Origin of the sequence: Brucella haematophila (assembly GCF_005938105.1) — a bacterium.
Taxonomy (GTDB): domain Bacteria; phylum Pseudomonadota; class Alphaproteobacteria; order Rhizobiales; family Rhizobiaceae; genus Brucella; species Brucella haematophila.
This window is the reverse complement of sequence record NZ_VCPE01000010.1, coordinates 70,119-94,772: the sequence shown is the minus strand read 5'-3', so window position 1 is coordinate 94,772 and position 24,654 is coordinate 70,119. Positions and strand designations below refer to the sequence as shown.

Genomic DNA, 24,654 nt, shown 5'->3' with positions numbered 1-24,654 from the left:
ACCGGCATCTGCTGTGGTATGTGATTGTCGAGCCAATCAGGACATCCCGGCGAGGATGTTCGTGAAACAAGATTTTCAGCAAACGAAAAGCCCCGCCGGATAAGCGGGGCTTTTGCTTTTTTGGTTTTAAGTGGCGGCTAGAGGCCGCCACCCGAGCCATTTGGCGCATCATGTGCCGAAGGCGTCTGCTCGATTGCATCATCCTCATCGTCTGGCCGCTTTGGCGGCTTGCGTGCGATGATGCTGTAGAACATCGGGATGAAGAGCGTTGCAACGAAGGTTGCCACGAGCATACCGCCGATAACGCCGGTACCGATGGAGTGACGGCTGGCCGAGCCTGCGCCCGAGCTGATTGCCAGCGGCACCACGCCGAGAATGAAGGCCAGCGAGGTCATCACAATCGGGCGGAAGCGCAGACGCGCTGCGGACAAGGCCGCGTCGAAGGCGGACTTGCCTGTCTCGCGTTCCAGCACGGCAAATTCCACGATCAGAATCGCGTTCTTTGCCGCAAGACCGATGAGTGTCACCAGACCGATCTGGAAATACACGTCATTGGTCAATCCGCGCAGATGGGTTGCCAGAAGCGCACCGAAGATCGCGAAAGGCACAGCCGTGATAACCGCAAGCGGCAAGCTCCAGCGCTCATACTGGGCAGCCAGAATGAGGAACACCATCAACAGACCGAAGATCATGGCCTGCGAGCCGGTGCCGCTGGTCGTGACTTCCTGATAGGCGGAACCGGTCCATGCGATCTGGAAGCCCTGCGGCAGCACTTCCGCAGCCACTTCCTGCATCGCCTTGATGGCATCGCCCGACGTGTAGCCCGGTGCCGGATTGCCGGTGACCTTCGCAGCATTGAACGCGTTGAAACGTTCGAGCTGGTCGGGGCCAACAATACGCTTGACGGTCACAAGCGCACTGAGTGGGATCATGCTGCCGGAGTCGGCGCGCACGAACACATGTTTCAGATCGCTCGGATCGCGGCGGAATTCCGCCTCGGACTGCAGGTTGACCTGATAGTTACGACCGAACAGCGTGAAGTCGTTGACATAGACACTGCCGAAGGTGGCCTGCATGGCGGTGAACACCGAATTGATCGGCACGCCCATCGCCTTGGCCTTCTCGCGGTCAAGCTGAATATCGTACTGCGGAACATTCGGGTCGAATGTCGTGCGCACGCCCGAAAGCTCGGGCCGCTTGGCGGCTGCATCGGTGAGCAGCTTCGTCGCATTGGTCAGCGATTCCACGCCACCACCGGTGCGGTCCTGAACATAAAGTTCGAAGCCGCCGGTCGTGCTGAGGCCGAGGATCGGCGGCGGGTTGAAGGCCAGCACAAGGCCGTCCTTGATCCCCGCATTCATGCCCATGATGACGCCCGGCAGGTTGCGCGCGTCGAGATCCGGCGTCGTGCGTTCCTTCCAGTCCTTGAGCATGATGAACATGGTACCCGCACTGGTCTTCAAACCGCCCGACAGGAGGTCGAAGCCGGAAACGGCGAACACGTTTTCCACGGCCGGATGCTTGCGAATATTCTCACTCGCCTGATTGAGCACGGCCGTCGTGCGTTCCAGCGAAGCCGCCGGAGGCAGAATGGCGACACTGAACAGGAAGCCCTGATCTTCATCCGGCAGCAGCGAGGTGGGAACCTTCTGGAACAGAAAATAGGTACTTCCCAAAAGGCCTGCAAAGATCAAAAGGCCCACGGCAACGCGCTTCAGGAAGAAGCGAACGCCCGCCGTATAGCCAGCCGTCACCCGGTCGAAAAACCGGTTGAAGATGCGGAACGGCAGGATCGGCTCGTGATGCCCCGGCTTCAGGATCAGCGCGCAGAGCGCCGGTGTCAGCGTCAGCGCCACAGTACCGGACAGCACCACCGAAATCGCGATGGTGACAGCGAACTGCTTGTACATTTCACCGACGAGACCGCCCATGAAGGCAACCGGAATGAACACCGCGCAGAGCACGAGAACAATCGCGATAACCGGACCGGTCACTTCGCTCATGGCCTTGATGGCGGCCTTGCGCGGCGACAGTTTCTCGGTCGTCATAATACGTTCGACGTTTTCCAGCACCACGATGGCATCGTCCACGACGATACCGATGGCGAGAACCAGACCGAACAATGTCAGAAGGTTGATCGAGAAGCCCAGCACATACATGCCCGCAAATGTACCGATGATCGAGATCGGCACGGCGATAACGGGAATGAGCGTTGCGCGCCAGTTCTGCAGGAAGATGAACACCACCAGGACGACGAGGATGATAGCCTCGATGAAGGTGTGGATGACTTCCTCGACCGAGACCTTGATGAACTTGGTCGTGTCGAACGGGATCGAATAGTCGATGCCCGCCGGGAAGCTCATCTTCAGCTCATCCATACGGTTCTGGATGAGTTCCATCGTGTTGAGCGCGTTGGCGCCCGGCTGCAGATAGATCGCAATCGGAACGGCAGGCGTTCCATTGAGATTACTGTCGACGAAATAGCTTTCCGTGCCCAGTTCGACACGCGCCACGTCTTTCAGACGCAACGTCGCCGCATTGGGGCTGGACCGCAGAATGATGTTTTCGAACGCCTTGGTATCGGGCAGACGGCCTTGCGTCGTCGCCGTATAGGTGAACGGACCAGCCTGCGGATCAGGCTGATCGCCGAAACGGCCCGCCGCAAACTGCGCGTTCTGTTCCTGAATGGCGACCTGAACATCAGATGGCGTCAGATTATACTGCGCCAGCTTGTCCGGACGCAGCCAGATACGCATCGAATAGTCGATATTGCCGAGCAGCTGCACGTCGCCCACGCCCGACAGACGCTTGAGATCGTCGATGACGTTCAACAGCGCATAGTTGCCGACATAGGTACGGTCATAGCGCCCCTCTTCCGCGAACATGGCGACCATGCCCAGAATGGACGAGGAACGTTTGTCCACGGTCACACCGAGACGCTGCACTTCCTGCGGAAGCGAGGTGGTGGCGCGCTGAACGCGATTGTTCACGTTGATCGTGGCCTGATCCGGGTCGGTGCCCAGTGCAAAGGTCACGGTCAGCTGCATGGTGCCGCTGCCAAGGCTCGAGGACTGCATATAAAGCATGTTCTCGACGCCGTTGATCTGCTGCTCCAGCGGAGCAGCGACCGTCTGGGTCACGGTTTCCGCGCTTGCGCCCGGATAGGTCGCGGTGACAACCACCTGCGGCGGCGTCAGCTCCGGATATTGTGCAATCGGCAGGATGCGGATGCAGATAAGCCCCGCAAGCACAAGCACAATGGATATGACCGCCGCAAAAACGGGGCGGTCTACGAAAAACTTGTTCATTTGTTGCCTGCCGCCTGTTCCTTGCCAGCTTCAGCCGACGATGCTTCCTTGTTGCCGGCCGCCGCAGCGTCGACAGGTTGCACCTTGGCGCCCGGATGCGCCTTGATGACGCCTTCCGTCACAACGCGGTCACCTTCCTTGAGGCCGTCAGAGATCAGCCATTCATTGTCAAGCTCGCGGGCGACTGTGACCGGGCGCACTTCCACGACATCGTCCTTGTTCACGACATAGACGAATTGCAGCTGCGGCCCCTGCATCAAAGCGGCCTTCGGGATCGTTACGGCGTTTTTCACCTGGATGCCGAGAATGACGGCGCGCACGAACTGACCTGGGATCAGACGACGATCCGGGTTCTGGACCACGGCGCGAGCGCCGAGCGTTCCGGTTTCCGTATCGAGCGACGACGAGGTGAAGTCGATCGTGCCTTCATGATCATAGGGCTGGCCGTCACCGAACAGGATCTTGATCTTGAGGCGGTCGGCATCCTCACCCGTCGCACCGCGTTCGGCGCGCAGTTTCTGAATCTCGGCAGATTCCGTATCGGTGAACGAGAAATTCACATAAACCGGATCGAGCTGCGTGATCGAGGTCAGCAGGCTCGACGTCGCGTCGGTGCCGATGAGGCTGCCCTCGGACACCTGTTCCTGGCTGGTGATGCCGCTTATCGGCGCGGTCACTTTGGTATAGCTGAGATTGAGTTCGGCAGTGCGCAATTGCGCCTGCGCCGCAGCGACAGCGGCCTTGTTCAGATCGCGGGTCGCAAATGCGGAATCGCGAACTGCCGCGCTCTGCACCTTCTGCTGAACCAGCTGCTCGGCGCGCTCGGCATCGCGGATGGATTGCTGATACTGCGCCTGGGCCTGGGCAACCTGAGCCTGCGCTCGTTCAAGCTCTGCCTGATACGGCGCCGGATCGATCTCGAACAGCACTTCGCCGGCCTTCACCTCGGTGCCTTCAACGAAATTACGATGCAGCAGGATGCCGCCCACACGGGCGCGAACCTGCACATTGCGATAGGCGCTGATGCGCGCTGCATATTCATAGGTAACGGGCACGTCGTGCGGCCTGATTGTCACGACCTCAACCTGCGCAGGCGGCGCGCCTGCCGGTGCCTGTGCAAAAACAGGCTGCCCTGCAAAAACAAGAAAAGCGGCTCCCGCCGCAAAAAGCCGGATAGAACGATGGATGGTCATGATGGGTGTTGCCCTTGTTGTCGCCCCAGAGATGCCCATAAGGTTTGATGCCCATAAGGTGCGGCCAATTAAACATACATATCTGTTTGTAAACACGATTTGGGATGCTATAGTCAATAAGCTCAAAGGTAGATCACGAATGATTTATCCACGGTACAGCCGGAAAAGCAAGGAAATCCAGCCTTTTCCGGCAGATCGAGACAAAAATGCGCCGAACCAAAGCCGAAGCCGCTGAAACGCGGGAAGCCATACTGATAGCCGCCGAACAGATGTTTCTCGAACGCGGAGTTAATCAGTCATCGCTCATGGAAATAGCATCCCACGCGGGCGTGACCCGTGGGGCAATCTATTTCCACTTTCATGACAAGCTCGACATCTTTCAGGCCATCATCGGTCAGGCGCGTTTTCCGCAAGAAGAGATCATGCTTCAGGCGGCGAGTGTCGACCACCCCAACCCGCTGCATGTGCTTGAACAGTCCATTGTTTCTGCGTTTGAACTCTTCGTGACGAATGAGCGCCAGCAGGTCATTTTCACCATCATCAACCAGCGCTGCGAATATGTGGGCGAAATGGCCCCCGTGGTGGAACGCATCAAGGAAGCACGCGACAATGTGCTGTCGCTTTTCACCGGCCTTCTGGATGTCGCGGAGCGGCGCGGCGAACTTTCTCCGGATTGGACTGCCAGCACGGCAGCCCCGATCTTGCTCGCAATCGTCAGCGGGCTGCTCAATGAATGGCTGCGCAGCGAAAAGAATTTCGATCTGGTGACCGGCGGCAGCAAAGCCGTCAGGACGCATATTCAGTCTTTACGAAGGACCGATTGAGACCCGCCAGAGGCGCAAAACACTGCGTTTCGGCTCTCAATCTTGCCGGTTTTGTCACGACCAACTGCGTTTTTGATACAGACAGGCAGTGATAATCCAGCCGTCGCTAAAGTTTTTCACGAAGACTCGACACACTAATATTTTACGTTTACGTCAATGTAAGCCTTGCGAAGATGTGGAAACTCGACCACATTATTCTTGAGGAAGCGACCCGAGAGGACGGGTAAGCTTGGGAGAAGGGCGGACAAGTTTCCGCCAGAGCATTTCCGGCAAAACTGCGAAGCGGTTTTGCGTGGGAGAATGCGTAAAAATTGATAGAGCGGTTAGAACGATTCAGCCTTCGCTGAAACCGCTCTCGATGCAACGGACGGAGCGATCCGGGGAGAAAAGATGGCAAAAAAAGCGACAGGGCAAAGCGCATCCGCAACCGAAGCCGTCACGACGGAGCAGGTCAATCCTGCACCCGGGCAGCCGAACCGGTATTGGTTGCAATCCTATCCGGCTGGTGTTCCGTTCGAGATTGATCTCAACCGCTCGACGTCCATCGGCGACATGATCACCACCGCCTGCCGCCAGTTTCCCGCCAATCCTGCCTTCACCTGTATGGGCAAGGACCTGACCTATAAGGCGCTCGACGAGAATGCGCGGGCGCTCGCGGCATTCCTGCAATCGCGTGGTCTGGTCAAGGGCGACCGTGTCGCCATCATGATGCCGAACGTGCTGCAATATCCCATTGCGATTGCCGCCGTGCTGCGCGCCGGTTTTGTCGTGGTGAATGTCAATCCGCTTTATACGCCGCGCGAACTGGAGCATCAGCTGAACGATTCCGGCGCGAAGGCGCTGATCGTGCTGGAGAATTTCGCCGCGACCGTTGAAAAGACCCTGCCCTCCGTCAAGCTGTCGACCATCATCGTGGCGTCCATGGGCGATATGCTGGGCCTCAAGGGCCACATCGTCAATCTCGTGGTGCGCAAGGTCAAGAAAATGGTTCCGGCCTGGAATCTCCCGGGGCATGTCAGCTTCAAGGATGCTCTGGCACAGGGCAAGTCAAAGCCCTTCAATCCGGTTCCCGTCGAAGGATCGGACCTCGCCTTCCTGCAATATACCGGCGGCACGACCGGCATTTCCAAAGGCGCGATGCTCACCCACAGCAACATTCTTGCCAATGTCGAGCAGATGGGCGTGTGGACGGAGGTGGCCTTCCGCATCAAGGGCAAGCCGAAAGCGCTGAACTATGTCTGCGCGCTGCCGCTCTATCACATCTTCGCGCTCACGGTGAATGCGATGCTGGGCATGAAGCTTGGCGCGCGCAACATCCTGATCCCCAATCCGCGTGACATTCCGGGCTTCGTCAAGGAACTGAAGAAATATCCGTTCCACATCTTCCCCGGCCTCAACACGCTGTTCAACGGCCTGATGAACAATCCCGATTTCAAAACGCTGGATTTCAAGCCGCTGATCCTGACGCTCGGCGGCGGCATGGCTGTGCAACGCCCGGTGGCCGAACGCTGGCAGGAAATGACCGGCTGCCTGATCACCGAAGGCTATGGGCTTTCGGAAACCTCGCCTGTCGCCAGCGCCAATGCGCTGGACGCAACCGAGTTCAGCGGAACCATCGGCCTGCCGATGCCATCAACCGACATCACCATTCGCGATGATGACGGCAATGATCTGCCGCTCGGCGAAGTCGGTGAAATCTGCGTACGTGGCCCGCAGGTCATGAAAGGCTACTGGAACAGGCCCGACGAAACATCGCGCGCCATCATGCCCGACGGCTATTTCCGCACCGGTGACATGGGTTTCATGGACGAGCGCGGCTATACGAAGATCGTCGACCGCAAGAAGGATATGATCCTCGTCTCCGGTTTCAACGTTTATCCAAACGAGATCGAGGAAGTCGCGGCGGAGCATCCGGGCATTGTGGAATCAGCCGCCATTGGCGTTCCCAATGAACATTCCGGCGAAGTGGTGAAGCTCTATGTTGTGCGCCGCGATGCCAATCTGACAGCCGATGACGTCAAGGCCTTCTGCGCCGAACGGCTGACCAACTACAAGCGCCCGCGCGAAATCGAATTCCGCGAAAGCCTGCCAAAGAGCAATGTGGGTAAAATCCTGCGCCGCGAATTGCGCGACTGATTGCCAAAATCAACAGCCGGGGTTTTCGCCCCGGCTTTTTTCTTTCGATCAGGCCGATGGCGGGGCGAGCGGCTGCACGATTTCCTGAAAGGGTGCGAGAGCCTCGCAGCGCCCGGCCAGACCTGCCAGCGCCGGATATTTCGCCGCATCGAACAGGTGCGCATGGGCCTCGCCAACAAAACGCAGTGCGCAGGCAACCGCTATATCCGCATGGCCGATATCGGTGCCGAACCAGAACGGCGAGCCGCGCAGGGCCAGATCACCTTCCAGACCATCCAGCACGCGCCCGATCTGCATTTCGCACCGCTCCACCCAGACCGGCGACTGTTCGCTGCGCAAAAGGCCCTCATAGAGAAGGCTAACCGCCTTGTCGGCAAGCCCGGTCGCCAGCGAGCAAATCTTTAGCGCCTGACGCCGTTCAATCCCATGACCGGCAATCAGCGGTTTTCTGACTTCGGCAATCTCATCGAGATAATCGAGTATCGCCGCACTTTCGATCAGCACATCGCCATCATCGAGAAGCAGGGTCGGCACCCGGCTGAGCGGGTTGTATTCGGCCAGCCGGTCGCGGTCGCCAAATGTGGACCACGGCCAGTGCTCGAAGGGAAGGCCGTAGAGGCGCATGGCGATTGCGACACGCCGCACGAAGGGAGAATCATACTGGCCGATCAGGATCATGGCATCGCCCGGACTAGATTGTGATCAGGGCATGCTATCGCAGCTCCCTGCGTCTGCAAGTGCCGCAGGGATGAATTCTTCTGAAGCCAGCATCAGAAAATGGAATGGTTCAACCCTTAACCTTCAGCAGTTCCGGCAGACCGGCGACGGAATCGAGCACGATATCGGCACGAGGTTCCAGCGCTTCACGCGGGCTGTTGCCTGACAGGACGCCGACCGCAAGCCCCGCATCCGCCGCATGGGCGGTTTCGAGATCGTGCAGATTATCCCCCACCATGGCGATTTCACGCGGCTGAAGCCCCAGCTTCTCAGCGAAATGCAGCAATGGATCGGGATAGGGTTTCGGTCGTGCCGCCGTGTCATAACCGATGATCACATCGAAGAAGCCCTCAATGCCGAGCGCCTTGGCGGTCGCATGGGCGCCCGCCTCGGAATCATTCGTCGCAATGCCGAGCCGATAGCCCATGCCGCGCAGTGCTTCCAGCGTTTCACGCAGGCCTTCGATGGCAACCGCCGAACGCGCGCCCTCCTCGACCGCATAGCGGTCATATTCACCGATCACACTGCGCAAATCCGCCTTGTCCAGCTCCGGATGCCAGAGCGAGACGATATCTTCCACTGTGCCCGCCGCGATCACCGAATTGGCGCGGAAGCGCTTTGCCGCCCAGTCATAGCCGCCAGCATCGAGCAGAGAGCGAGCATGCTGCTCGTCACCCTTCGCAGCACGCTGCGCCAATGTCCACGACACTGAAAACCAGGTGCGGTCGAAATCGATCAGCGTGCCGTCCTTGTCGAAAAGAACGGCACGGATGTCTTTCAGGCGATCGGCTAAGGGCGTCACACTCATGCTTCGAGTGCGCCTGCACGCTTCTTGACGGAAGACGGCTTCGCGCCGAGCAGTTTCAGAAGATCATCACCCCGGCGCACATAGCGCAGCGAGCGGCGCGTCAGGATGCGACCGGCCTGCGGGGCGGTCATGACGATATCGTGTTCCGGCTCGCCCGGTACGGTGACAATCGTGACAAGCTTCGCGCCTGCTTCCACCACATCGCCCGGCTCGACATGGAAGAACACCATGCCGCCTTGCGGCGCACGGACCATTTCGACATTCGAGAGCGGCGAGATGAGGCCCTTATAGTCGAGGTCGAGCTTGACGCTCTCGTCGCGAATGACGCCGCGATGCACGAGGAACTTATAGAGACCTTCCCCGTCGCCCTTGCCCATATCGGCATAAACATCGGTCAGGCCGCGGAATTCCACCGTGGTCACCGCGCGGCGCTTCATGTTGCGCTTGTCTTTCGGCAGTTGCAGAACGGGATGCGCGCAGGCTTCCTCGAAGGCAGCGTCAGCTGTGGTGTCCCAGGCAAGGATTGCCGTGGAATTGAGCGCGACGGCGAGATCCTTCATGTCTTCCACGAAATCATTCGCGATATAGACATAGTTTTCGCTCTCGTCGTCGCAATGCAGATCGAGCACGATGTCGTTCGGCAGTGCGAGTTTCAGAAGCGTGGCCTTGAGGCGCTTGGCCAGTGCTTCCGGCGCGTCGGGACCGGGCAGTTCCGACGTGTCGAAGTCGGGCAGAAGCGGGAATGCGCGATTGAAGTTCACCGCCGAGAACATCTCGAAACGGCCCTGATGCTGATAGGTCTGCCACTGGTTCGAACCAATCGGATTGGCCTGCGGCACCACGGTGATGTTGCCCAGAATGCGGCCTTCTTCGCCAGCCTTCTTGAGCATCGGGATAAGGAAATGAAGCGCAGCCTGCCCCGGCAGTTCCGAACCGTGCAGCGAGGATTGCAGATAAGCGGTCGGCGCATCGCCGCCCTTGCCCGCAAAGCGCAGCACGCGCAGTTCGATGGCATTGCCCGGCACGTCGCCCGCAAATTTGATGATCTCAGTCTTCATTTCTCGTCCCATTTCATTTTATACGAATAGAGCCGGGTCCAGGCTCAGGACCTGTCAAACCCGGCTCCACATCATTTCTATTACGCAGGATTATGCCGTCAAGCTTTGCGTCGTGCGTGCAGATGCGCGACAAGACCTTGCGTGGAGGCGTCGCGACCGCCAGCCGATTCCTTGCCGGAAACCACCGGCAGCAATTCGGTCGCAAGTTCCTTGCCCAGTTCCACGCCCCACTGGTCGAACGCATTGATGCCGAAAATCTGCGCTTCGACGAACACACGGTGTTCATAAAGCGCGACGAGGCGACCCAGCGCATATGGGGTGAGCATATCGTGCACCAGCGTCAGCGACGGGCGGTTGCCGGAGAATACACGATGCGGCGCAATGCGTTCGACATCGGCTTCCGGCATTTTCTTCGCCTGCAACTGGGCGCGGGCCTCGTCCAGCGTGCGACCCTTCATCAGCGCTTCCGACTGCGCGAGGCAGTTGGCCAACAGCATTTCATGCTGATTGTCGAGCGCTGGTTCATGGCCCTTCGCCGCCACGATGAATTCCAGCGGAATCGTATCCGTGCCCTGATGCAAAAGCTGGAAGAAAGCGTGCTGGCCGTTGGTGCCAGGCTCGCCCCAGACAACCGGACCGGTCGGGCCGGAAACCGGCTTGCCGTCCACAGTCACGCTCTTACCGTTCGATTCCATGTCGAGCTGCTGGAAATAGGCGGCGAGACGCGACAGACGCTGGTCGTAAGGGATGATTGCCCGGCTGCCATAGCCGCAGATCGCCCGGTGCCAATAGCCGATCAGGCCAAGCCACATTGGCAAATTCTTCTCCATCGGCGCATCGCGGAAATGCACATCCATGGCGTGGGCACCGGCGAGGAACTTGCGGAAATTATCCGGACCGACAGCGATCATCACCGGCAGGCCAATGGCCGACCATACCGAATAGCGACCGCCGACCCAGTCCCAGAAACCGAACACGCGCTCTTCGGCAATGCCAAAGGCCGCGACCTTGTCGAGCGCTGTCGAAACGGCGGCGAAATGCGCACCCACGGCAGCTTCGCCCAGCGCATCGGCAATCCATTTGCGCGCCGTCTGCGCATTGGTCATGGTTTCGATGGTCGTGAAGGTCTTCGAGGCGATGATGATCAGCGTTGTCGCCGGATCAAGCGGAGCCAGCGTGTCGGCAATATGCGCACCATCAATGTTGGAAACGAAATGCGCACGCGGGCCATCGTGATAAGGCGCCAGCGCCAGCGTGGCCATGACCGGGCCAAGGTCGGAACCGCCAATGCCGATATTGACGATGTCGGTGATCTTCTTGCCCGTCGCGCCCTTCAGCGCGCCCGAACGGATGCCGTCAGCAAAGGCCGCCATGCGATCCAGAACCTGCTTCACATCCGGCAGCACATTGCGGCCGTCGACGAGCACTTCCTTCGACGAGGTGTCGCGCAGGGCTACATGCAGCACGGCGCGATCTTCGGTGTTGTTGATGTGCTCACCTGCGAACATGGCGGCGCGGCGGCCTTCCACGTCGGCGGCCTCGGCCAGTTCCTTCAGCAGTGCAATGGTCTCGTCATTGACCCGGCATTTCGACCAGTCGAACAAGAGATCGTCCAGCGAGAGCGAATAACGCTCGAACCGGCCCGGATCGGATTGAAATGCCGCGCGCATGTCGTGCGGGGCGTTCTCCGTCCAATGCTTTTTCAGCTTAGCGACCGTTGCTTCAAGCTTCGTCGCGTCTCTTGCCATGATGCTACTCCCGAATCAAATCGATTTAATCGCGGATATTAGGGCAGTTTAAGAAAGAATGCGGCGATTAAATCACCGAAACTTCCTATTTGGATAGATTGCCATATACATCTTATCAATCAAATTACATTGATAGCAGGACGCGTCTGGAGCAAAGCATGGACCTGATAGGTGAAGAACGCATAGCAGCGCCAAGACAGGCGGTGTGGGACGCGCTGAACGACATTGAGACGCTGAGAGACTGCATTCCCGGCTGCGAAGACATTGAACGTCTCTCGCCAACCGAAATCCGCGCCGCGCTCAAGGTCAATCTTGGTATTATCAAAGTCCGGTTCCACGGCATGCTGGAACTGTCCAACATGAACCCGCCCGCCTCCTATACGATTTCGGGCCATGGCGAGGGTTCGATTGCCGGTTTTGCGCACGGCGTCACCGATGTGACGCTGACCGAAGATGGCGACGAAACCATCCTCTCCTACGCCATACGCGGCGATGCGGGCGGCAAGATTGCCCAGCTCGGCACCCGGCTGCTCGGCTCGGTCGCGCGCAAGGTTGCAGACCGGTTCTTCGCCAATATTGCCGAAGCCGCATCCGGCAAAGCGGCAAAAACCGCATAATTTCAAACCATCTATCTGGCTTGAAAAGCGGTGCCTCGCACCGCCTATTTCTTGACGTCTGGAATCATAAATTGACCAGATGATAAAAAATTTGACCTTCCGAAAAAATCTGTCATCCTACCCTTAACCGGAGCAGGCAACGGCAAGATTGCAGCCCGGACATGAGCGGCATTGCGCAAAGGGAACCCGCATGTCGCATAGAGCACCGAGGCGTCTACAGGGACGCACAAAGGTCGCTCTGAAGCATTTCTACGCATCGTGATTTCCAAAGGTCGATCCCGATTTTTGGGCCAATACTGTAGATAAAAATGGGAGATGCGATCCATGAATCCTTCCACGAGGGGATCCGCAGGCAGTTCATCCATTGATGCAGAAGCGGGCCACACGCCTGACATTCACGGCGCGCGCCTTGCGGCCGGTGAATATGTGCATGTGTTTGACGATCTGCATCCGCCGCTGACGCGGCACGAAGCCATTGTCGAATCCGACCGTTGCTATTTCTGCTATGACGCGCCGTGCATGAATGCCTGCCCGACGGGCATCGACATTCCTATGTTCATCCGGCAGATCAATGCGGGCAATCCGGTCGGCGCGGCCAAAACCATCCTGAGCGAAAACATTCTCGGCGGCATGTGCGCCCGCGTCTGCCCCACCGAAACGCTGTGCGAAGAAGTCTGCGTGCGCGAAACGGCAGAGGGCAAGCCGGTCAAGATCGGCAATCTGCAACGCTACGCCACCGATGTTCTGATGGCCGAGGGCAAGCAGCCCTTCAAGCGCGGACCGGAAACCGGCAAGCATATCGCCGTGGTCGGCGCTGGTCCTGCCGGTCTTTCGGCAGCACACCGTCTGGCCATGAAAGGCCATCAGGTCACCGTGTTCGAAGCACGCGCCAAGGGCGGCGGCCTCAACGAATATGGTATTGCGGCCTACAAGACCGTCAATAATTTCGCCCAGCGCGAACTGGAATTCGTGCTGGAAATCGGCGGCATCACCGTCGAATACAACCAGACACTGGGCCAGGACATCACCATCGAAGCGCTGAAGGCGGGCCATGATGCGGTGTTCCTCGGCATGGGTCTGCCGGGCGTGAACGATCTTGGCCTTGCTGGCGAAGATGCGCCCAATGTTCTCGACGCGGTCGATTACATCGCCAATCTGCGTCAGGCGAAGGACCTGTCCACCCTCCCCGTCGGTCGCAATGTGGTTGTCATTGGCGGCGGCATGACGGCTATCGACGTCGCGATCCAGACCAAGAAGCTTGGCGCGGAAAATGTCACCGTCGTCTATCGGCGCGGTCAGGAAAACATGAATGCCAGCGCCTATGAGCAGGAACTGGCGCAGATCCATGGCGTCGTAATCCGACACTGGCTGCAACCCCATGCGCTGGAACGCAGCGGCGACGGCATCGTCCATGCCGTGACCTTTGAATATACCGGCAATCAGGACGGCAAATTGGTCGGCATGGGTGAATATCTGACGCTTGAAGCCGATCAGGCGTTCAAGGCCATCGGCCAGACATTCGATCCAGAACCGCTGCGCGGCTCCGGTATCGGCATGGCCAAGGGCCGGATCAGCGCGGATGCGGAAGGCCGCACCTCGGTTGAAGGCATCTGGGCAGGCGGCGATTGCGTTGCAGGCGGCAAGGACCTGACGGTCGCATCGGTCGAGGCGGGCAAAGTTGCCGCCGAGTCGATTCATGCAACGCTGACACGGCGTCCGCAGCCAGTGGAAGGCTTTGCAGAAGCCGTGCTTTCCGGCGGCGCGCACCACACGACAGCATCCCCGCGGGACAGAAGTGTCCCGTCCGATCATTGGGCAACGACCCAGCTTGGCAACGAGCAAGGCTGAGGAGGTTCAAGACATGGCTGATCTTTCAACGAATTTTCTCGGCATCAAATCACCCAATCCTTTCTGGCTGGCTTCGGCCCCGCCGACCGACAAGGCCTATAATGTCGAGCGCGCCTTCAAGGCGGGCTGGGGCGGCGTGGTATGGAAGACGCTGGGTTCGGAAGGCCCGCCAGTGGTAAATGTCAACGGCCCGCGCTATGGCGCGATCCATGGCGCAGACCGGCGGCTTCTCGGCCTCAACAATATCGAGCTGATCACCGACCGCCCGCTGGAGGTCAATCTGCGCGAGATGAAAGAGGTGAAGATGCGCTGGCCGGACCGCGCGCTGATCGCCTCGATCATGGTGCCTTGCGAGGAGGAAGCCTGGAAGGCGATCCTGCCTCTGGTCGAGGAAACCGGCGCGGACGGCATCGAGCTGAACTTCGGCTGCCCGCATGGCATGAGCGAACGCGGCATGGGTGCGGCTGTCGGTCAGGTGCCGGAATATGTCGCCATGGTCGTCAAATGGTGCAAGCAATATAGCCGCATGCCGGTGATCACCAAGCTGACGCCCAACATCACCGACATTCGCAAGCCAGCGCGCGGCGCTCATGCAGCGGGTACGGATGCCGTATCGCTGATCAACACGATCAACTCCATCGTCTCGGTCGATCTCGACCGCATGTCGCCGGTGCCGTCGATTGACGGTCGCGGCAGCCATGGCGGCTATTGCGGCCCGGCGGTGAAGCCCATCGCGCTCAACATGGTGGCGGAAATCGCCCGCGATCCCGAAACCCACGGCTTGCCGATTTCAGGCATTGGCGGCATTACGACATGGCGCGATGCGGCAGAGTTCATCGCGCTTGGTTGCGGCACGGTGCAGGTCTGCACGGCGGCCATGACCTACGGGTTCAAGGTCGTGGAAGAAATGATCGACGGCCTGTCGGACTGGATGGATTCGAAGGGCTATGAAACGCTCGACGATTTCCGCGGCATGGCCGTGCCGCAGGTTTCCGACTGGCAGTATCTAAACCTCAACTATGTCACCAAGGCGCGCATCGATCAGGACCTCTGCATCAAGTGCGGTCGCTGTCACATTGCCTGCGAGGACACCTCGCATCAGGCAATCACCAATCTCGTCAATGGCGCGCGCCATTTCGAGGTGATCGATGAGGAATGCGTCGGCTGCAATCTCTGCGTCAATGTCTGCCCGGTCGAGGACTGCATCACCATGGAGCAGATCGGCGGCGTCGATCCACGCACCAAGGCGCCGATTGCGCCGGATTATGCCAACTGGACCACACATCCGAACAACCCGATGGCTGTGACGGAAGCGGCGGAATAAAAAACTATCACAGAAGAGAAAGCGCCGGGCGAAACCCGGCGCTTTTCATTTCGCCATAAAGAGATCAGACGATCAGTCCCTCGGCACGCAAGGTCTTCCAGAGCTCATCGGGAATAGTCTGCTCGAACCATGCCACATTGGTGCGGATCTGTTCCGGTGTGCGGGCGCCGACGAGAATGCAGCTCACTGCCGGATGCATCATCGGGAACTGAACGGCGGCGGCGGCCAGAGGCACGTTAAAGCCATCGCAAATATCGTGCAGCCGTTCGGTGCGGGCAATGATTTCGGCAGGCGCATCGGCATAGTTGAACTTCTGCTGTCCGCCGCGCGGCGACGCCAGAATGCCGGAGTTGAACACACCGGCCACGACCAGCGCCATACCGCGTTTTTGCACCAGCGGCAGGAATTCCTTTTCCGCGTCCTGATCCAGCAACGAGTAACGTCCAGCCAGAAGCGAGCAATCAAGATCGGCTTCGTCCAGCGCATCGCGAATGACCTGCCATTCATTGACGCCAAGCCCGAAGCCCTTGATGTTGCCCGCATCGCGCAGTTCGGTCAGTGCGCGAAAGCCGCCGCCCCTGGTCAGCGCGCCCCAATGGTGCTCGTGCAGATCGCCATGGGTGACGCGACCGATATCGTGGACATAGAGCAGATCGATATCGGGATAGCCGAGCCGCTGCTGGCTGTCGTCGAAACTGCGCATGATGCCGTCATAGCTGTAATCGAAAACTTCCTGAAACTTGAGCCCGTTGCACCAGCCGGAATCGAATTCGTTCTTCGGCGGCGCTGGCGGCAGCTTGCGCCCGGCGCGCTCGGTGGTCATCAGGCGGCCAACCTTGGTGGAGATAACGAAAGGCTCGTTTGTCTCCCGCAGCATATCGCCCAGAAGATGCTCGCTGCGGGTGTAACCATACATCGGCGCAGTATCGAAATAGCGGATGCCGCTGTCCCAGCCTGCTTGCAACAGCGCCGTCGCATCTGCGCGCGAGACAGGCTCGTAAAGCCCGCCCAGCGGCGCCGTTCCCAGACCAAGCGCCGTAACTGACAGGCCGGTGCGGCCCAGCACCCGCCGTTCGGTGGCCTTGAATCCCATGAAATCCTCACTTCCTCACACCGCGCATGACTGGCGGCGTTCTCCCATTCGCAGAACTGTTAGTGCACATCGCGAAAACTGTGAAACGGTTTTCGCGATGGACTTACAACAAACCGTGTGCGTGTCAGAAGTCCTTGAAACGCGCCTGAATGCTCTGCGACAGCAGGGCCACCGGGCGCGTCTGGTCGCCGGGCGGGTTCCACATCAGCTCCTCGATCTCGCTGGAAGCAACTGGCACCTGACCATCCTTCAGGGTCAGATGGAAAAGCTCCGCTTCCACGGTCGCGTCCACCTCATTGGCGGCAGGGGCTGACATCTTCGCCGCATAACGCAACTGGCTCACGTCGATATGGATGCCAAGCTCCTCTTCGATCTCGCGGATAAGCGCGATTTCGGGTTGTTCACCCGCATCGATCTTGCCGCCGGGCTGGAAGAAGATGGTGCTGCCACGCTTGCGCACCAGCAGGAACCGGCCTGCCTCGTCGCGGATGATGGCTGCTGAAATGCGAATCGTTTTCATGATCCGGCAGGTTCGTCCCGCGGGCGAATTCCGTCAAGGATGATGGCGCTGACTGCCGCCGCCGTTTCATCGTAAAAGCCGGGCTTCTGGGTGCGGTCTTCCAGTATTGCGGAAATCTGCACCGAGAAATCCGAATAATGCTGCGTCACCGCCCAGATCGTGAAAATCAGGTGGTAAGGATCGACGGGCGCGATGCGCTTTTCCGCGATCCAGCGATGAATGACAGCCGCCTTTTCATCCACAAGCTGCTTCAGATGCCCCTTCAGGAAATCGGAAATGGCTGGTGCGCCGTGCAGGATTTCATTGGCGAAAAGCCGCGAAGCCTCCGGTTTTTTGGCTGAAATTTCCAGCTTCACCGCGATATAGCGGCGCAATTCATCCAGCGGATCGCCTTCCGGGTCAATATTCTCGAAAGGCTCCAGCCAGGTGGCGAGCGTATCTTCCAGAACCGTCACATAGATGTTCTGCTTGCGCGGAAAATAATAGAGGAGATTGGGCTTCGACATGCCCGCCTTCTCGGCGATCTGGTCGATGGTCGAGCCGCGAAATCCGTAGTTTGAAAACACTTCCAGCGCCGCGTCGAGAATGAGCCGGCGATTGATGCCCTGGATGCGCGTCGCGCCTTCCGTCTTCTCATGTGCAGCCGGATCGGCATGGGTGGGGGATGAGACAGATGGGGGTGCGGAAGGGGCTGTGGCCATTTGACACCTTTCGGCAGTGTAGAATTTTTCAAAAGCGCTTGACCGTCTTCGAACGCTCTTCTAGCCTGCATTTTGACCAACTAGTCAAGTTTTTGCAATTCAGGCAAGAATATTGTGGCCAAAGAGCCGGGTCGCGGGAACATTTTAAGCGGGTGGATACGAGCCAGAACCAGAATTGGCGGGGTATCCAACGCATCCATACAATGAGGAGGTCGAGCGCATGGTGCTCACCAGCAATCTCAGAGTCAATGGCGACCGCTTGTGGGACAGCCTGATGGACATGGCCAAAATTGGCCCGGGCCTGCGCGGCGGTAATAATCGCCAGACGCTGACCGATGAAGACGGTGAAGGCCGCAAGCTTTTCCAGTCATGGTGCGAAAAGGCCGGACTGTCGATGACCGTCGACACCATGGGCAACATGTTCTTCCTTCGCCCCGGCGAAGATGCCGATGCCGACCCCGTCTATATGGGCAGCCATCTCGACACGCAGCCGACCGGCGGCAAATATGACGGCGTTCTGGGTGTGTTGGGCGGCCTCGAAGTCATGCGCACGCTGAACGACATGAATATCCGCACCAAGCGCCCCATCGTGGTCACCAACTGGACCAATGAGGAAGGCACCCGTTTCGCACCCGCCATGCTGGCTTCGGGCGTGTTCGCAGGCGTGCTGGATCAGGACTGGGCCTATGCGCGCACCGACGCCAAGGGCAAGAAGTTCATCGATGAGCTGGAGCGCATCGGCTGGAAAGGCGACGAGCCTGTCGGCCAGCGGAAAATTCACGCCATGTTCGAACTGCATATCGAACAGGGACCGATCCTCGAAGCTGAAAACAAAGACATCGGCGTCGTCAGCCATGGTCAGGGCCTGTGGTGGCTGCAAGTGACGCTGACCGGCAAGGAAGCGCATACCGGCTCAACGCCGATGAAGATGCGCAAGAATGCCAGCCTCGGCCTTGGCAAGATGCTGCAACTCGTCAACGAAATCGCCATGGCGCATCAGCCGGATGCCGTTGGCGGCGTTGGCCATATCGACGTCTCGCCCAATTCGCGCAATGTCCTGCCGGGCACGGTGGTGTTCACGGTGGATTTCCGCTCACCCAATCAGGCTGTGCTCGACGGCATGAAGGCGCGTTTTGAGCAGGAAGCGCCAAAGATTGCCGAGGAACTGGGTATCGGCATCGAGATCGAAGTGGCTGGCCATTTCGATCCTGTCACCTTCGACAAGGGCTGCGTGGAGGCCATCCGCAATGCCGCTGAACGGCTTGGTTACAGCCATCGCGATCTTATTTCCGGTGCTGGCCACGATGCCTGCTGGGTCAATCGCGTTGCACCGACGGCAATGGTCATGTGCCCCTGCGTCGACGGGTTGAGCCACAATGAAGATGAGGAAATTTCGAAGGACTGGGCGTCGGCCGGGACCGACGTGCTTCTGCATGCCGTATTGGAGACTGCTGAAATTGTAAGCTGATTTCACTGCCATCCAATACGGCTTCTGTTTCGCAACAAAACCAAAAAGGGGAACGAACAGTGGCCAGTAAAGTGATCAAGGGCGGCACAGTCATCACTGCCGACCGCACCTTTAAAGCCGACGTTCTCATCGAAGGCGAGAAGATTGCTGCCGTTGGCGACAATCTGACCGGCGATGAAATTATCGACGCGACCGGCTGTTATATCATGCCCGGCGGTATCGATCCGCATACCCATCTGCAAATGCCCTTCATGGGCACCTATTCGTCCGACGATTTCGACACCGGCACGGCGGCAGCGCTTGCGGGCGGCACGACCATGGTCGTCGATTTCGTGTTGCCGGATTCCGAGGGCAATCTGCTCGACGCGCTTCAGGAGTGGTTCCAGAAAGCGGGCAAGGCACGCACCGATTATTCGTTCCACATGGCCATCACCGGCTGGAACGAGCGCACCTTCAACGAGATGGCCGAAGTGGTGAAGCGCGGCATCAACACCTTCAAGCATTTCATGGCCTATAAGGGCGCGCTGATGGTGAATGACGACGAGATGTTCGCCTCGTTCCAGCGCTGCGCGGAACTGGGCGCCATGCCGCTCGTTCATGCTGAAAACGGTGATGTCGTCGCCCATTTGCAGGCCAAGCTGATGGCCGAAGGCAATAACGGACCGGAAGCCCATGCCTATTCGCGCCCGCCGGAAGTGGAAGGCGAAGCCACCAACCGCGCCATCATGATTGCCGATCAGGCAGGCGTGCCGCTTTATGTGGTGCATGTTTCCTGCGAGCAGAGCCATGAAGCGATCCGCCGTGCCCGGCAAAAGGGCATGCGCGTTTTCGGCGAGCCGCTGATCCAGCACCTGACGCTGGACGAAAGCGAATATCATAACAAGGACTGGGATTATGCGGCGCGCCGCGTGATGTCGCCGCCCTTCCGCGACAAGGTCAATCAGGACAGCCTGTGGGCTGGCCTTGCGGCTGGCAGCCTGCAATGCGTCGCGACCGACCATTGCGCTTTCACCACCGAGCAGAAACGCTATGGCATCGGCAATTTCGTCAAGATACCGAACGGCACCGGCGGCCTTGAAGAACGCCTTCCGGTCTTGTGGTCGCGTGGTGTTCGCACCGGTCGCCTGACGCCGAACGAATTCGTTGCGGTGACGTCGACCAACATTGCGAAGATCCTCAACATCTATCCGCAAAAGGGCGCTGTCCTGCCGGGAGCCGATGCCGATCTGGTGATCTGGGACCCGGAAGCCACCAAGAAGGTTTCGGCCAAGACTCAGCACTCCTCCATCGATTACAATGTGTTTGAAGGTTTCGAGCTGAAGGGCCTGCCGGTCGTGACGCTCTCTCGCGGTCGCGTCGCCTTCAACAAGGGCAAGGTTACGGCCGAGCCGGGCGACGGTCGCTTCATCGAACGCGAGCCGAACGGCGCCGTGAACAAGGCATTGTCGCAGTGGAAGGAAATCGTTGCTCCGCGTAAGGTAGAACGCAGCGCAGAACATATGCCGATAGGAGTCTGACACATGGCTCTGGCTCAGCTTCGGGAACCGCGCATGAATGTGAATGACAGCATGGCCCCGGAGAGGGGCTTGAGTGATGCGCAGACGGTGATCGACATCAAGGATCTGTCATTGATTTTCGAGACCAATGACGGGCCGGTCCATGCGCTGTCCAATATCAATCTCGCCATTCAACGTGGCGAGTTCGTTTCCTTTATCGGTCCTTCGGGTTGTGGCAAGACCACGCTGATGCGTGTGGTCGCCGATCTCGAACAGCCAACTTCCGGCTCGGTCACGGTCAACGGCAAGACGCCCGCCAATGCGCGTCTCGACCGGTCCTATGGCTATGTGTTTCAGGCAGCAGCCCTGTTTCCATGGCGCACGATAGAGGACAATATCAGCCTGCCGCTGGAAATCATGGGCTATTCCCGGACGGAGCGTCAGGAGCGGATCGAAAAGAACCTCGCGCTCGTCAATCTGACCGGCTTTGGCAAAAAGTTCCCATGGCAGCTTTCCGGCGGCATGCAGCAGCGCGCTTCCATTGCACGCGCGCTGTCGTTTGACCCCGACATGTTGCTGATGGACGAACCCTTCGGCGCGCTTGATGAAATCGTGCGCGACCACCTCAATGAACAGCTTCTGAAACTCTGGGCGGCGACGCGTAAGACGGTGATCTTCGTCACCCATTCGATCCCGGAAGCCGTGTTTCTTTCCACCAAGATCGTTGTGATGAGCCCGCGTCCGGGCCGCATTCACGAAATCATCGATTGCGATCTTGGGCCGGACCGGACGCTGGATATTCGTGAATCGGAAGCTTTCCTGAAAATCGCCCATCGCGTGCGCGAAGGCCTGCGGCTGGGGCATATTCATGAGTAAAGCTCGCAGCCCATATTTTATCATACGAGGCCGAAGATGAAGGCCTTCCTGCACGACAAATTCATTCCCGTGACGACGGTTCTCGCCGTGTTCGTGGCGCTCTGGTATGGGCTGGCGATGTTTCTGAACGCGCCCTTCGAACGCGATCAGGCTGAGCGCGCCGGAACCGAGATTTCGTTTTCCACGCTCGTCGCCAATACGATGAGCCAGGAGCGCCCCGTTCTGCCCGCGCCGCATCAGGTGGCGCAGGAAATCTGGAAGACCGTCTTCGAAGTCAAGCCAAGCTCCAAGCGCAGCCTCGTCTATCACGGCTGGGTCACGCTTTCCTCGACGCTGCTCGGCTTTGCACTCGGTTCGCTTCTTGGCATTGCGCTGGCGGTCGGCATCGTCCATTCGCGCACGCTCGACAGAAGCCTGATGCCGTGGATCATCACCTCGCAGACGATCCCGATCCTCGCCATCGCGCCGATGATCATCGTGGTGCTGAACGCCATCGGCATATCGGGCCTGCTGCCGAAAGCCTTCATATCGACCTATCTGTCCTTCTTCCCCGTTGCCGTTGGCATGGTGAAGGGGCTGCGGTCGCCGGATGTCATGCATCTCGACCTCATGCGCACCTATAATGCGTCACGGGCGCAGGTATTCTGGAAGCTGCGCTGGCCCGCGGCCATGCCGTTTCTCTTCACATCGATGCAGATTGCCGTCGCCATCAGCCTTGTTGGCGCAATCGTCGGCGAATTGCCGACCGGCGCTGTCGCCGGACTTGGCGCGCGCTTGCTCGCCGGCTCCTATTACGGGCAGACGGTGCAGATCTGGGCGGCACTCATCGCCGCTGCCGTCATGGCCGGCGTCTTGGTGGCATTGGTCGGGCTGGTGGCGCGCATCGTCAACAGCCGCATGGGCGCGAAGCCGGAAAGGGCGACGGCATGACGACAGGCATCCTCTCCCTGATCGCCATCATTGCGGTGTCGTGGGTGATTGTGGGCTGGGTTTCCAGCCTCAAGGCCCGCACCCCGCAAGGCCAAAAACTCCTCGACATCGCGGTCCCTGCCCTGTTCGGCATCGCCATGCTGGTGCTGTGGGAAGCAGCCGTCCGGCTGTTTGCCATACCGCAAGTGCTGCTGCCGGCACCTTCCGCCATCTGGGCGCGGATCGTCGATTCCGTGCCGATCCTCTGGGCGGATTTTCGCCAGACCTTCATGAAGGCGGTCATCATCGGTTATGTCGCCGGTTGCGGGCTTGGCTTCATCACGGCCATCGTTGCAGACCGCATCCCCTTCCTGCGCAAGGGCCTGTTGCCGCTCGGCAATCTGGCGGCAGCGCTGCCCATCGTCGGCGTCGCGCCGATCATGGTGATGTGGTTCGGTTTCGGCTGGGAGTCAAAGGCTGCCGTCGTCATCATCATGACCTTCTTCCCCATGCTGGTGAATACGGTCGCAGGCCTTGCCAGCACAGGATCAATGGAACGCGACCTGATGGAGACCTATGGCTCCAATTACTGGCAGACGCTGGTGAAGCTGCGCCTGCCCGCCGCCATGCCCTTCATCTTCAACGCGCTGAAGATCAATTCCACGCTTGCGCTGATTGGCGCTATCGTGGCCGAATTCTTCGGTACGCCGATTGTCGGCATGGGCTTCCGCATTTCGGCCGAGATCGGCCGCATGAATGTGGACATGGTCTGGGCCGAAATTTTCGTCGCCGCCCTTGCGGGATCGCTCTCTTACGGGCTGATCGCGCTGATCGAGCGCAAAGTGACATTCTGGCACCCTTCTTACAGGCGGGGGTGAAGCCTTTCCCGCAAAAGCGCGAAATGCTTTTGCGGGAAATGCGTAAATGTAAGCAGATCCGGTATCCGCCAACATAAGGCGGGACCGTCAACCAGAGGAGAACCAAGCATGAAGAAGGCACTATCCATAGGCCTCGCAACAGCCGGACTTGCTCTCGCACTCATGAGCACGACGGCCATGGCCGCAGACAAGCTGACCTTGCAGCTCAAATGGGTCACGCAGGGCCAGTTCGCGGGCTATTACGTGGCCAAGGACAAGGGTTTCTATGATGAAGAAAAGCTCGATGTCGAGATCAAGCCGGGCGGTCCGGACGTTGCGCCACCACAGGTGATCGCCGGTGGCGGTGCGGATGTGGTGGTCGACTGGATGCCGTCGGCGCTCGCCACCCGCGAAAAGGGCGTTCCGCTGGTCAACATCGCCCAGCCTTTCAAGAAGTCGGGCATGATGCTGACCTGCCGCAAGGAAACCGGCATCACCAAGCCGGAAGATTTCAAGGGCCGCACGCTGGGCGTCTGGTTCGGCGGCAATGAATATCCGTTCCTGTCCTGGATGAACCATCTGAAAATCCCGACCACCGGCGGCAAGGATGGCGTTACCGTTCTGAAGCAGGGCTTCAATGTCGATCCGCTGATCCAGAAGCAGGCCGACTGCATCTCGACCATGACCTATAATGAATATTGGCAGGTGATCGATGCCGGTATTCCGGCCGACCAGCTCGTCGTCTTCCCTTATGAAGAACAGGGCGTGGCGACACTGGAAGACGGGCTCTATGTGCTTGAGAAGAGCCTTGATGATCCGGCCATGGTCGACAAGCTGGCACGCTTTGTCCGCGCTTCGATGAAGGGCTGGCAATATGCATCCGAACATCCTGACGAAGCCGCCGACGTCATTCTCGACAATGATTCTTCCGGTGCGCAGAAGAAGGAAGTTCAGGAGCGCATGGTCAAGGAAATCGCCAAGCTGATCGACGGCTCGGACGGCACACTCGATGTTGCCGCTGCCGACCGCACGGTTGAAACGCTGCTTGGTGGCGGGTCCGATCCGGTCATCACCAAGAAGCCCGAAGGCGCATGGACCGCCAAGGTGACCGATGCGATGAAGAAGTAATCATCGCACTCTCAATATGAAAAAA

At 59.0% G+C, this 24,654-nt stretch carries 20 protein-coding genes; 11 read left to right on the top strand and 9 right to left on the bottom strand.

Annotated features, from left to right (window positions below; all coding sequences use genetic code 11):
* Window positions 1–137 precede the first annotated feature (137 nt).
* Entirely contained in the window at window positions 138–3,308 is a 3,171-nt protein-coding gene (locus FGI60_RS15670; protein ID WP_138785988.1) for an efflux RND transporter permease subunit, read from the bottom strand.
* Window positions 3,305–4,501 carry an efflux RND transporter periplasmic adaptor subunit gene (locus tag FGI60_RS15665; protein WP_138785987.1) on the bottom strand — a complete coding sequence of 399 codons (1,197 nt, stop codon included), beginning with the start codon at window positions 4,499–4,501 and terminating at the stop codon, window positions 3,305–3,307. The genes FGI60_RS15670 and FGI60_RS15665 overlap by 4 nt, the downstream gene beginning before the upstream one ends.
* 206 nt (window positions 4,502–4,707) lie before the next feature.
* Here FGI60_RS15665 and FGI60_RS15660 point away from each other — a divergent pair, with 206 nt between their 5' ends.
* Together FGI60_RS15660 and FGI60_RS15655 are read left to right on the top strand one after the other, a co-directional pair.
* Window positions 4,708–5,325 carry a TetR family transcriptional regulator gene (locus FGI60_RS15660; protein ID WP_138785986.1) on the top strand — a complete coding sequence of 206 codons (618 nt, stop codon included), beginning with the start codon at window positions 4,708–4,710 and terminating at the stop codon, window positions 5,323–5,325.
* Window positions 5,326–5,715: 390 nt separating this feature from the next.
* A complete protein-coding gene (locus FGI60_RS15655) occupies window positions 5,716–7,461 on the top strand; it encodes a long-chain fatty acid--CoA ligase (RefSeq protein ID WP_138785985.1) in 1,746 nt (581 codons plus the stop codon).
* A gap of 48 nt (window positions 7,462–7,509) precedes the next feature.
* On the opposite strand, the gene FGI60_RS15650 is transcribed toward FGI60_RS15655, so the two are convergent.
* The 4 genes from FGI60_RS15650 to pgi form a co-directional block, all read right to left on the bottom strand.
* Window positions 7,510–8,139, bottom strand: coding sequence for a glutathione S-transferase family protein (locus FGI60_RS15650; protein WP_138785984.1), 630 nt, complete (start codon window positions 8,137–8,139; stop codon window positions 7,510–7,512).
* Window positions 8,140–8,248: 109 nt separating this feature from the next.
* On the bottom strand, window positions 8,249–8,986 hold the full coding sequence (locus FGI60_RS15645; RefSeq protein ID WP_138785983.1) for an HAD family hydrolase: 738 nt from the start codon (window positions 8,984–8,986) through the stop codon (window positions 8,249–8,251).
* Window positions 8,983–10,044 carry a succinylglutamate desuccinylase/aspartoacylase family protein gene (locus FGI60_RS15640; RefSeq protein ID WP_138785982.1) on the bottom strand — a complete coding sequence of 354 codons (1,062 nt, stop codon included), beginning with the start codon at window positions 10,042–10,044 and terminating at the stop codon, window positions 8,983–8,985. Before FGI60_RS15640 ends, FGI60_RS15645 begins: the two co-directional genes overlap by 4 nt.
* A 98-nt stretch (window positions 10,045–10,142) precedes the next feature.
* Window positions 10,143–11,792, bottom strand: coding sequence for a glucose-6-phosphate isomerase (gene pgi / locus FGI60_RS15635; protein ID WP_138785981.1), 1,650 nt, complete (start codon window positions 11,790–11,792; stop codon window positions 10,143–10,145).
* Between the two features lie 158 nt (window positions 11,793–11,950).
* On the opposite strand from pgi, the gene FGI60_RS15630 reads away from it, so the two are divergent.
* The 3 genes from FGI60_RS15630 to preA all read left to right on the top strand — a co-directional run bounded on the left by FGI60_RS15630 (window position 11,951) and on the right by preA (window position 15,581).
* Entirely contained in the window at window positions 11,951–12,409 is a 459-nt protein-coding gene (locus FGI60_RS15630) for a CoxG family protein (protein WP_138785980.1), read from the top strand.
* Between the two features lie 324 nt (window positions 12,410–12,733).
* The gene (locus tag FGI60_RS15625) at window positions 12,734–14,257 is read left to right on the top strand and encodes an NAD(P)-dependent oxidoreductase (RefSeq protein WP_374843935.1); all 1,524 of its coding nucleotides are present in this window, start codon (window positions 12,734–12,736) and stop codon (window positions 14,255–14,257) included.
* A gap of 13 nt (window positions 14,258–14,270) precedes the next feature.
* Window positions 14,271–15,581 carry an NAD-dependent dihydropyrimidine dehydrogenase subunit PreA gene (gene preA / locus FGI60_RS15620; RefSeq protein WP_078337885.1) on the top strand — a complete coding sequence of 437 codons (1,311 nt, stop codon included), beginning with the start codon at window positions 14,271–14,273 and terminating at the stop codon, window positions 15,579–15,581.
* Window positions 15,582–15,645: 64 nt separating this feature from the next.
* Here the strand turns inward: preA and FGI60_RS15615 are convergent, their stop codons facing one another.
* The 3 genes from FGI60_RS15615 to FGI60_RS15605 form a co-directional block, all read right to left on the bottom strand.
* Complete coding sequence (locus FGI60_RS15615) at window positions 15,646–16,674, bottom strand: aldo/keto reductase (protein WP_138785978.1); 1,029 nt, start codon at window positions 16,672–16,674, stop codon at window positions 15,646–15,648.
* Between the two features lie 124 nt (window positions 16,675–16,798).
* A complete protein-coding gene (locus FGI60_RS15610) occupies window positions 16,799–17,194 on the bottom strand; it encodes an NUDIX hydrolase (RefSeq protein WP_138785977.1) in 396 nt (131 codons plus the stop codon).
* A complete protein-coding gene (locus FGI60_RS15605) occupies window positions 17,191–17,895 on the bottom strand; it encodes a TetR family transcriptional regulator C-terminal domain-containing protein (protein ID WP_138785976.1) in 705 nt (234 codons plus the stop codon). Before FGI60_RS15605 ends, FGI60_RS15610 begins: the two co-directional genes overlap by 4 nt.
* Before the next feature lie 220 nt (window positions 17,896–18,115).
* Here FGI60_RS15605 and FGI60_RS15600 point away from each other — a divergent pair, with 220 nt between their 5' ends.
* The 6 genes from FGI60_RS15600 to FGI60_RS15575 all read left to right on the top strand — a co-directional run bounded on the left by FGI60_RS15600 (window position 18,116) and on the right by FGI60_RS15575 (window position 24,629).
* Window positions 18,116–19,363, top strand: a complete 1,248-nt coding sequence (locus FGI60_RS15600; protein WP_138785975.1) for a Zn-dependent hydrolase — start codon at window positions 18,116–18,118, stop codon at window positions 19,361–19,363.
* Window positions 19,364–19,422: 59 nt separating this feature from the next.
* Window positions 19,423–20,880, top strand: coding sequence for a dihydropyrimidinase (gene hydA, locus FGI60_RS15595; RefSeq protein ID WP_113533706.1), 1,458 nt, complete (start codon window positions 19,423–19,425; stop codon window positions 20,878–20,880).
* A gap of 3 nt (window positions 20,881–20,883) precedes the next feature.
* A complete protein-coding gene (locus FGI60_RS15590) occupies window positions 20,884–21,735 on the top strand; it encodes an ABC transporter ATP-binding protein (RefSeq protein ID WP_374843933.1) in 852 nt (283 codons plus the stop codon).
* Window positions 21,736–21,771: 36 nt separating this feature from the next.
* Window positions 21,772–22,665 (top strand): ABC transporter permease, encoded by an 894-nt coding sequence (locus FGI60_RS15585; RefSeq protein ID WP_138785974.1) that lies wholly within the window; start codon window positions 21,772–21,774, stop codon window positions 22,663–22,665.
* Window positions 22,662–23,522 carry an ABC transporter permease gene (locus FGI60_RS15580; RefSeq protein WP_138785973.1) on the top strand — a complete coding sequence of 287 codons (861 nt, stop codon included), beginning with the start codon at window positions 22,662–22,664 and terminating at the stop codon, window positions 23,520–23,522. The genes FGI60_RS15585 and FGI60_RS15580 overlap by 4 nt, the downstream gene beginning before the upstream one ends.
* A gap of 108 nt (window positions 23,523–23,630) precedes the next feature.
* Window positions 23,631–24,629, top strand: coding sequence for an ABC transporter substrate-binding protein (locus FGI60_RS15575; RefSeq protein ID WP_078337876.1), 999 nt, complete (start codon window positions 23,631–23,633; stop codon window positions 24,627–24,629).
* Window positions 24,630–24,654: the final 25 nt, after the last annotated feature.

Bases quoted from the DNA above. Each gene is read 5' to 3' on its own strand.
- FGI60_RS15665 (WP_138785987.1), bottom strand. From the start codon at position 4,501: ATGACCATCCATCGTTCTATCCGGCTTTTTGCGGCGGGAGCCGCTTTT.
- FGI60_RS15625 (WP_374843935.1), top strand. From the start codon at position 12,734: ATGAATCCTTCCACGAGGGGATCCGCAGGCAGTTCATCCATTGATGCA.
- FGI60_RS15615 (WP_138785978.1), bottom strand. From the start codon at position 16,674: ATGGGATTCAAGGCCACCGAACGGCGGGTGCTGGGCCGCACCGGCCTG.
- pgi (WP_138785981.1), bottom strand. From the start codon at position 11,792: ATGGCAAGAGACGCGACGAAGCTTGAAGCAACGGTCGCTAAGCTGAAA.
- FGI60_RS15575 (WP_078337876.1), top strand. From the start codon at position 23,631: ATGAAGAAGGCACTATCCATAGGCCTCGCAACAGCCGGACTTGCTCTC.
- FGI60_RS15585 (WP_138785974.1), top strand. From the start codon at position 21,772: ATGAAGGCCTTCCTGCACGACAAATTCATTCCCGTGACGACGGTTCTC.
- FGI60_RS15600 (WP_138785975.1), top strand. From the start codon at position 18,116: ATGGTGCTCACCAGCAATCTCAGAGTCAATGGCGACCGCTTGTGGGAC.
- FGI60_RS15650 (WP_138785984.1), bottom strand. From the start codon at position 8,139: ATGATCCTGATCGGCCAGTATGATTCTCCCTTCGTGCGGCGTGTCGCA.
- FGI60_RS15580 (WP_138785973.1), top strand. From the start codon at position 22,662: ATGACGACAGGCATCCTCTCCCTGATCGCCATCATTGCGGTGTCGTGG.
- FGI60_RS15605 (WP_138785976.1), bottom strand. From the start codon at position 17,895: ATGGCCACAGCCCCTTCCGCACCCCCATCTGTCTCATCCCCCACCCAT.
- FGI60_RS15655 (WP_138785985.1), top strand. From the start codon at position 5,716: ATGGCAAAAAAAGCGACAGGGCAAAGCGCATCCGCAACCGAAGCCGTC.
- FGI60_RS15645 (WP_138785983.1), bottom strand. From the start codon at position 8,986: ATGAGTGTGACGCCCTTAGCCGATCGCCTGAAAGACATCCGTGCCGTT.
- FGI60_RS15660 (WP_138785986.1), top strand. From the start codon at position 4,708: ATGCGCCGAACCAAAGCCGAAGCCGCTGAAACGCGGGAAGCCATACTG.
- FGI60_RS15640 (WP_138785982.1), bottom strand. From the start codon at position 10,044: ATGAAGACTGAGATCATCAAATTTGCGGGCGACGTGCCGGGCAATGCC.
- FGI60_RS15590 (WP_374843933.1), top strand. From the start codon at position 20,884: ATGGCTCTGGCTCAGCTTCGGGAACCGCGCATGAATGTGAATGACAGC.
- FGI60_RS15610 (WP_138785977.1), bottom strand. From the start codon at position 17,194: ATGAAAACGATTCGCATTTCAGCAGCCATCATCCGCGACGAGGCAGGC.
- preA (WP_078337885.1), top strand. From the start codon at position 14,271: ATGGCTGATCTTTCAACGAATTTTCTCGGCATCAAATCACCCAATCCT.
- FGI60_RS15630 (WP_138785980.1), top strand. From the start codon at position 11,951: ATGGACCTGATAGGTGAAGAACGCATAGCAGCGCCAAGACAGGCGGTG.
- FGI60_RS15670 (WP_138785988.1), bottom strand. From the start codon at position 3,308: ATGAACAAGTTTTTCGTAGACCGCCCCGTTTTTGCGGCGGTCATATCC.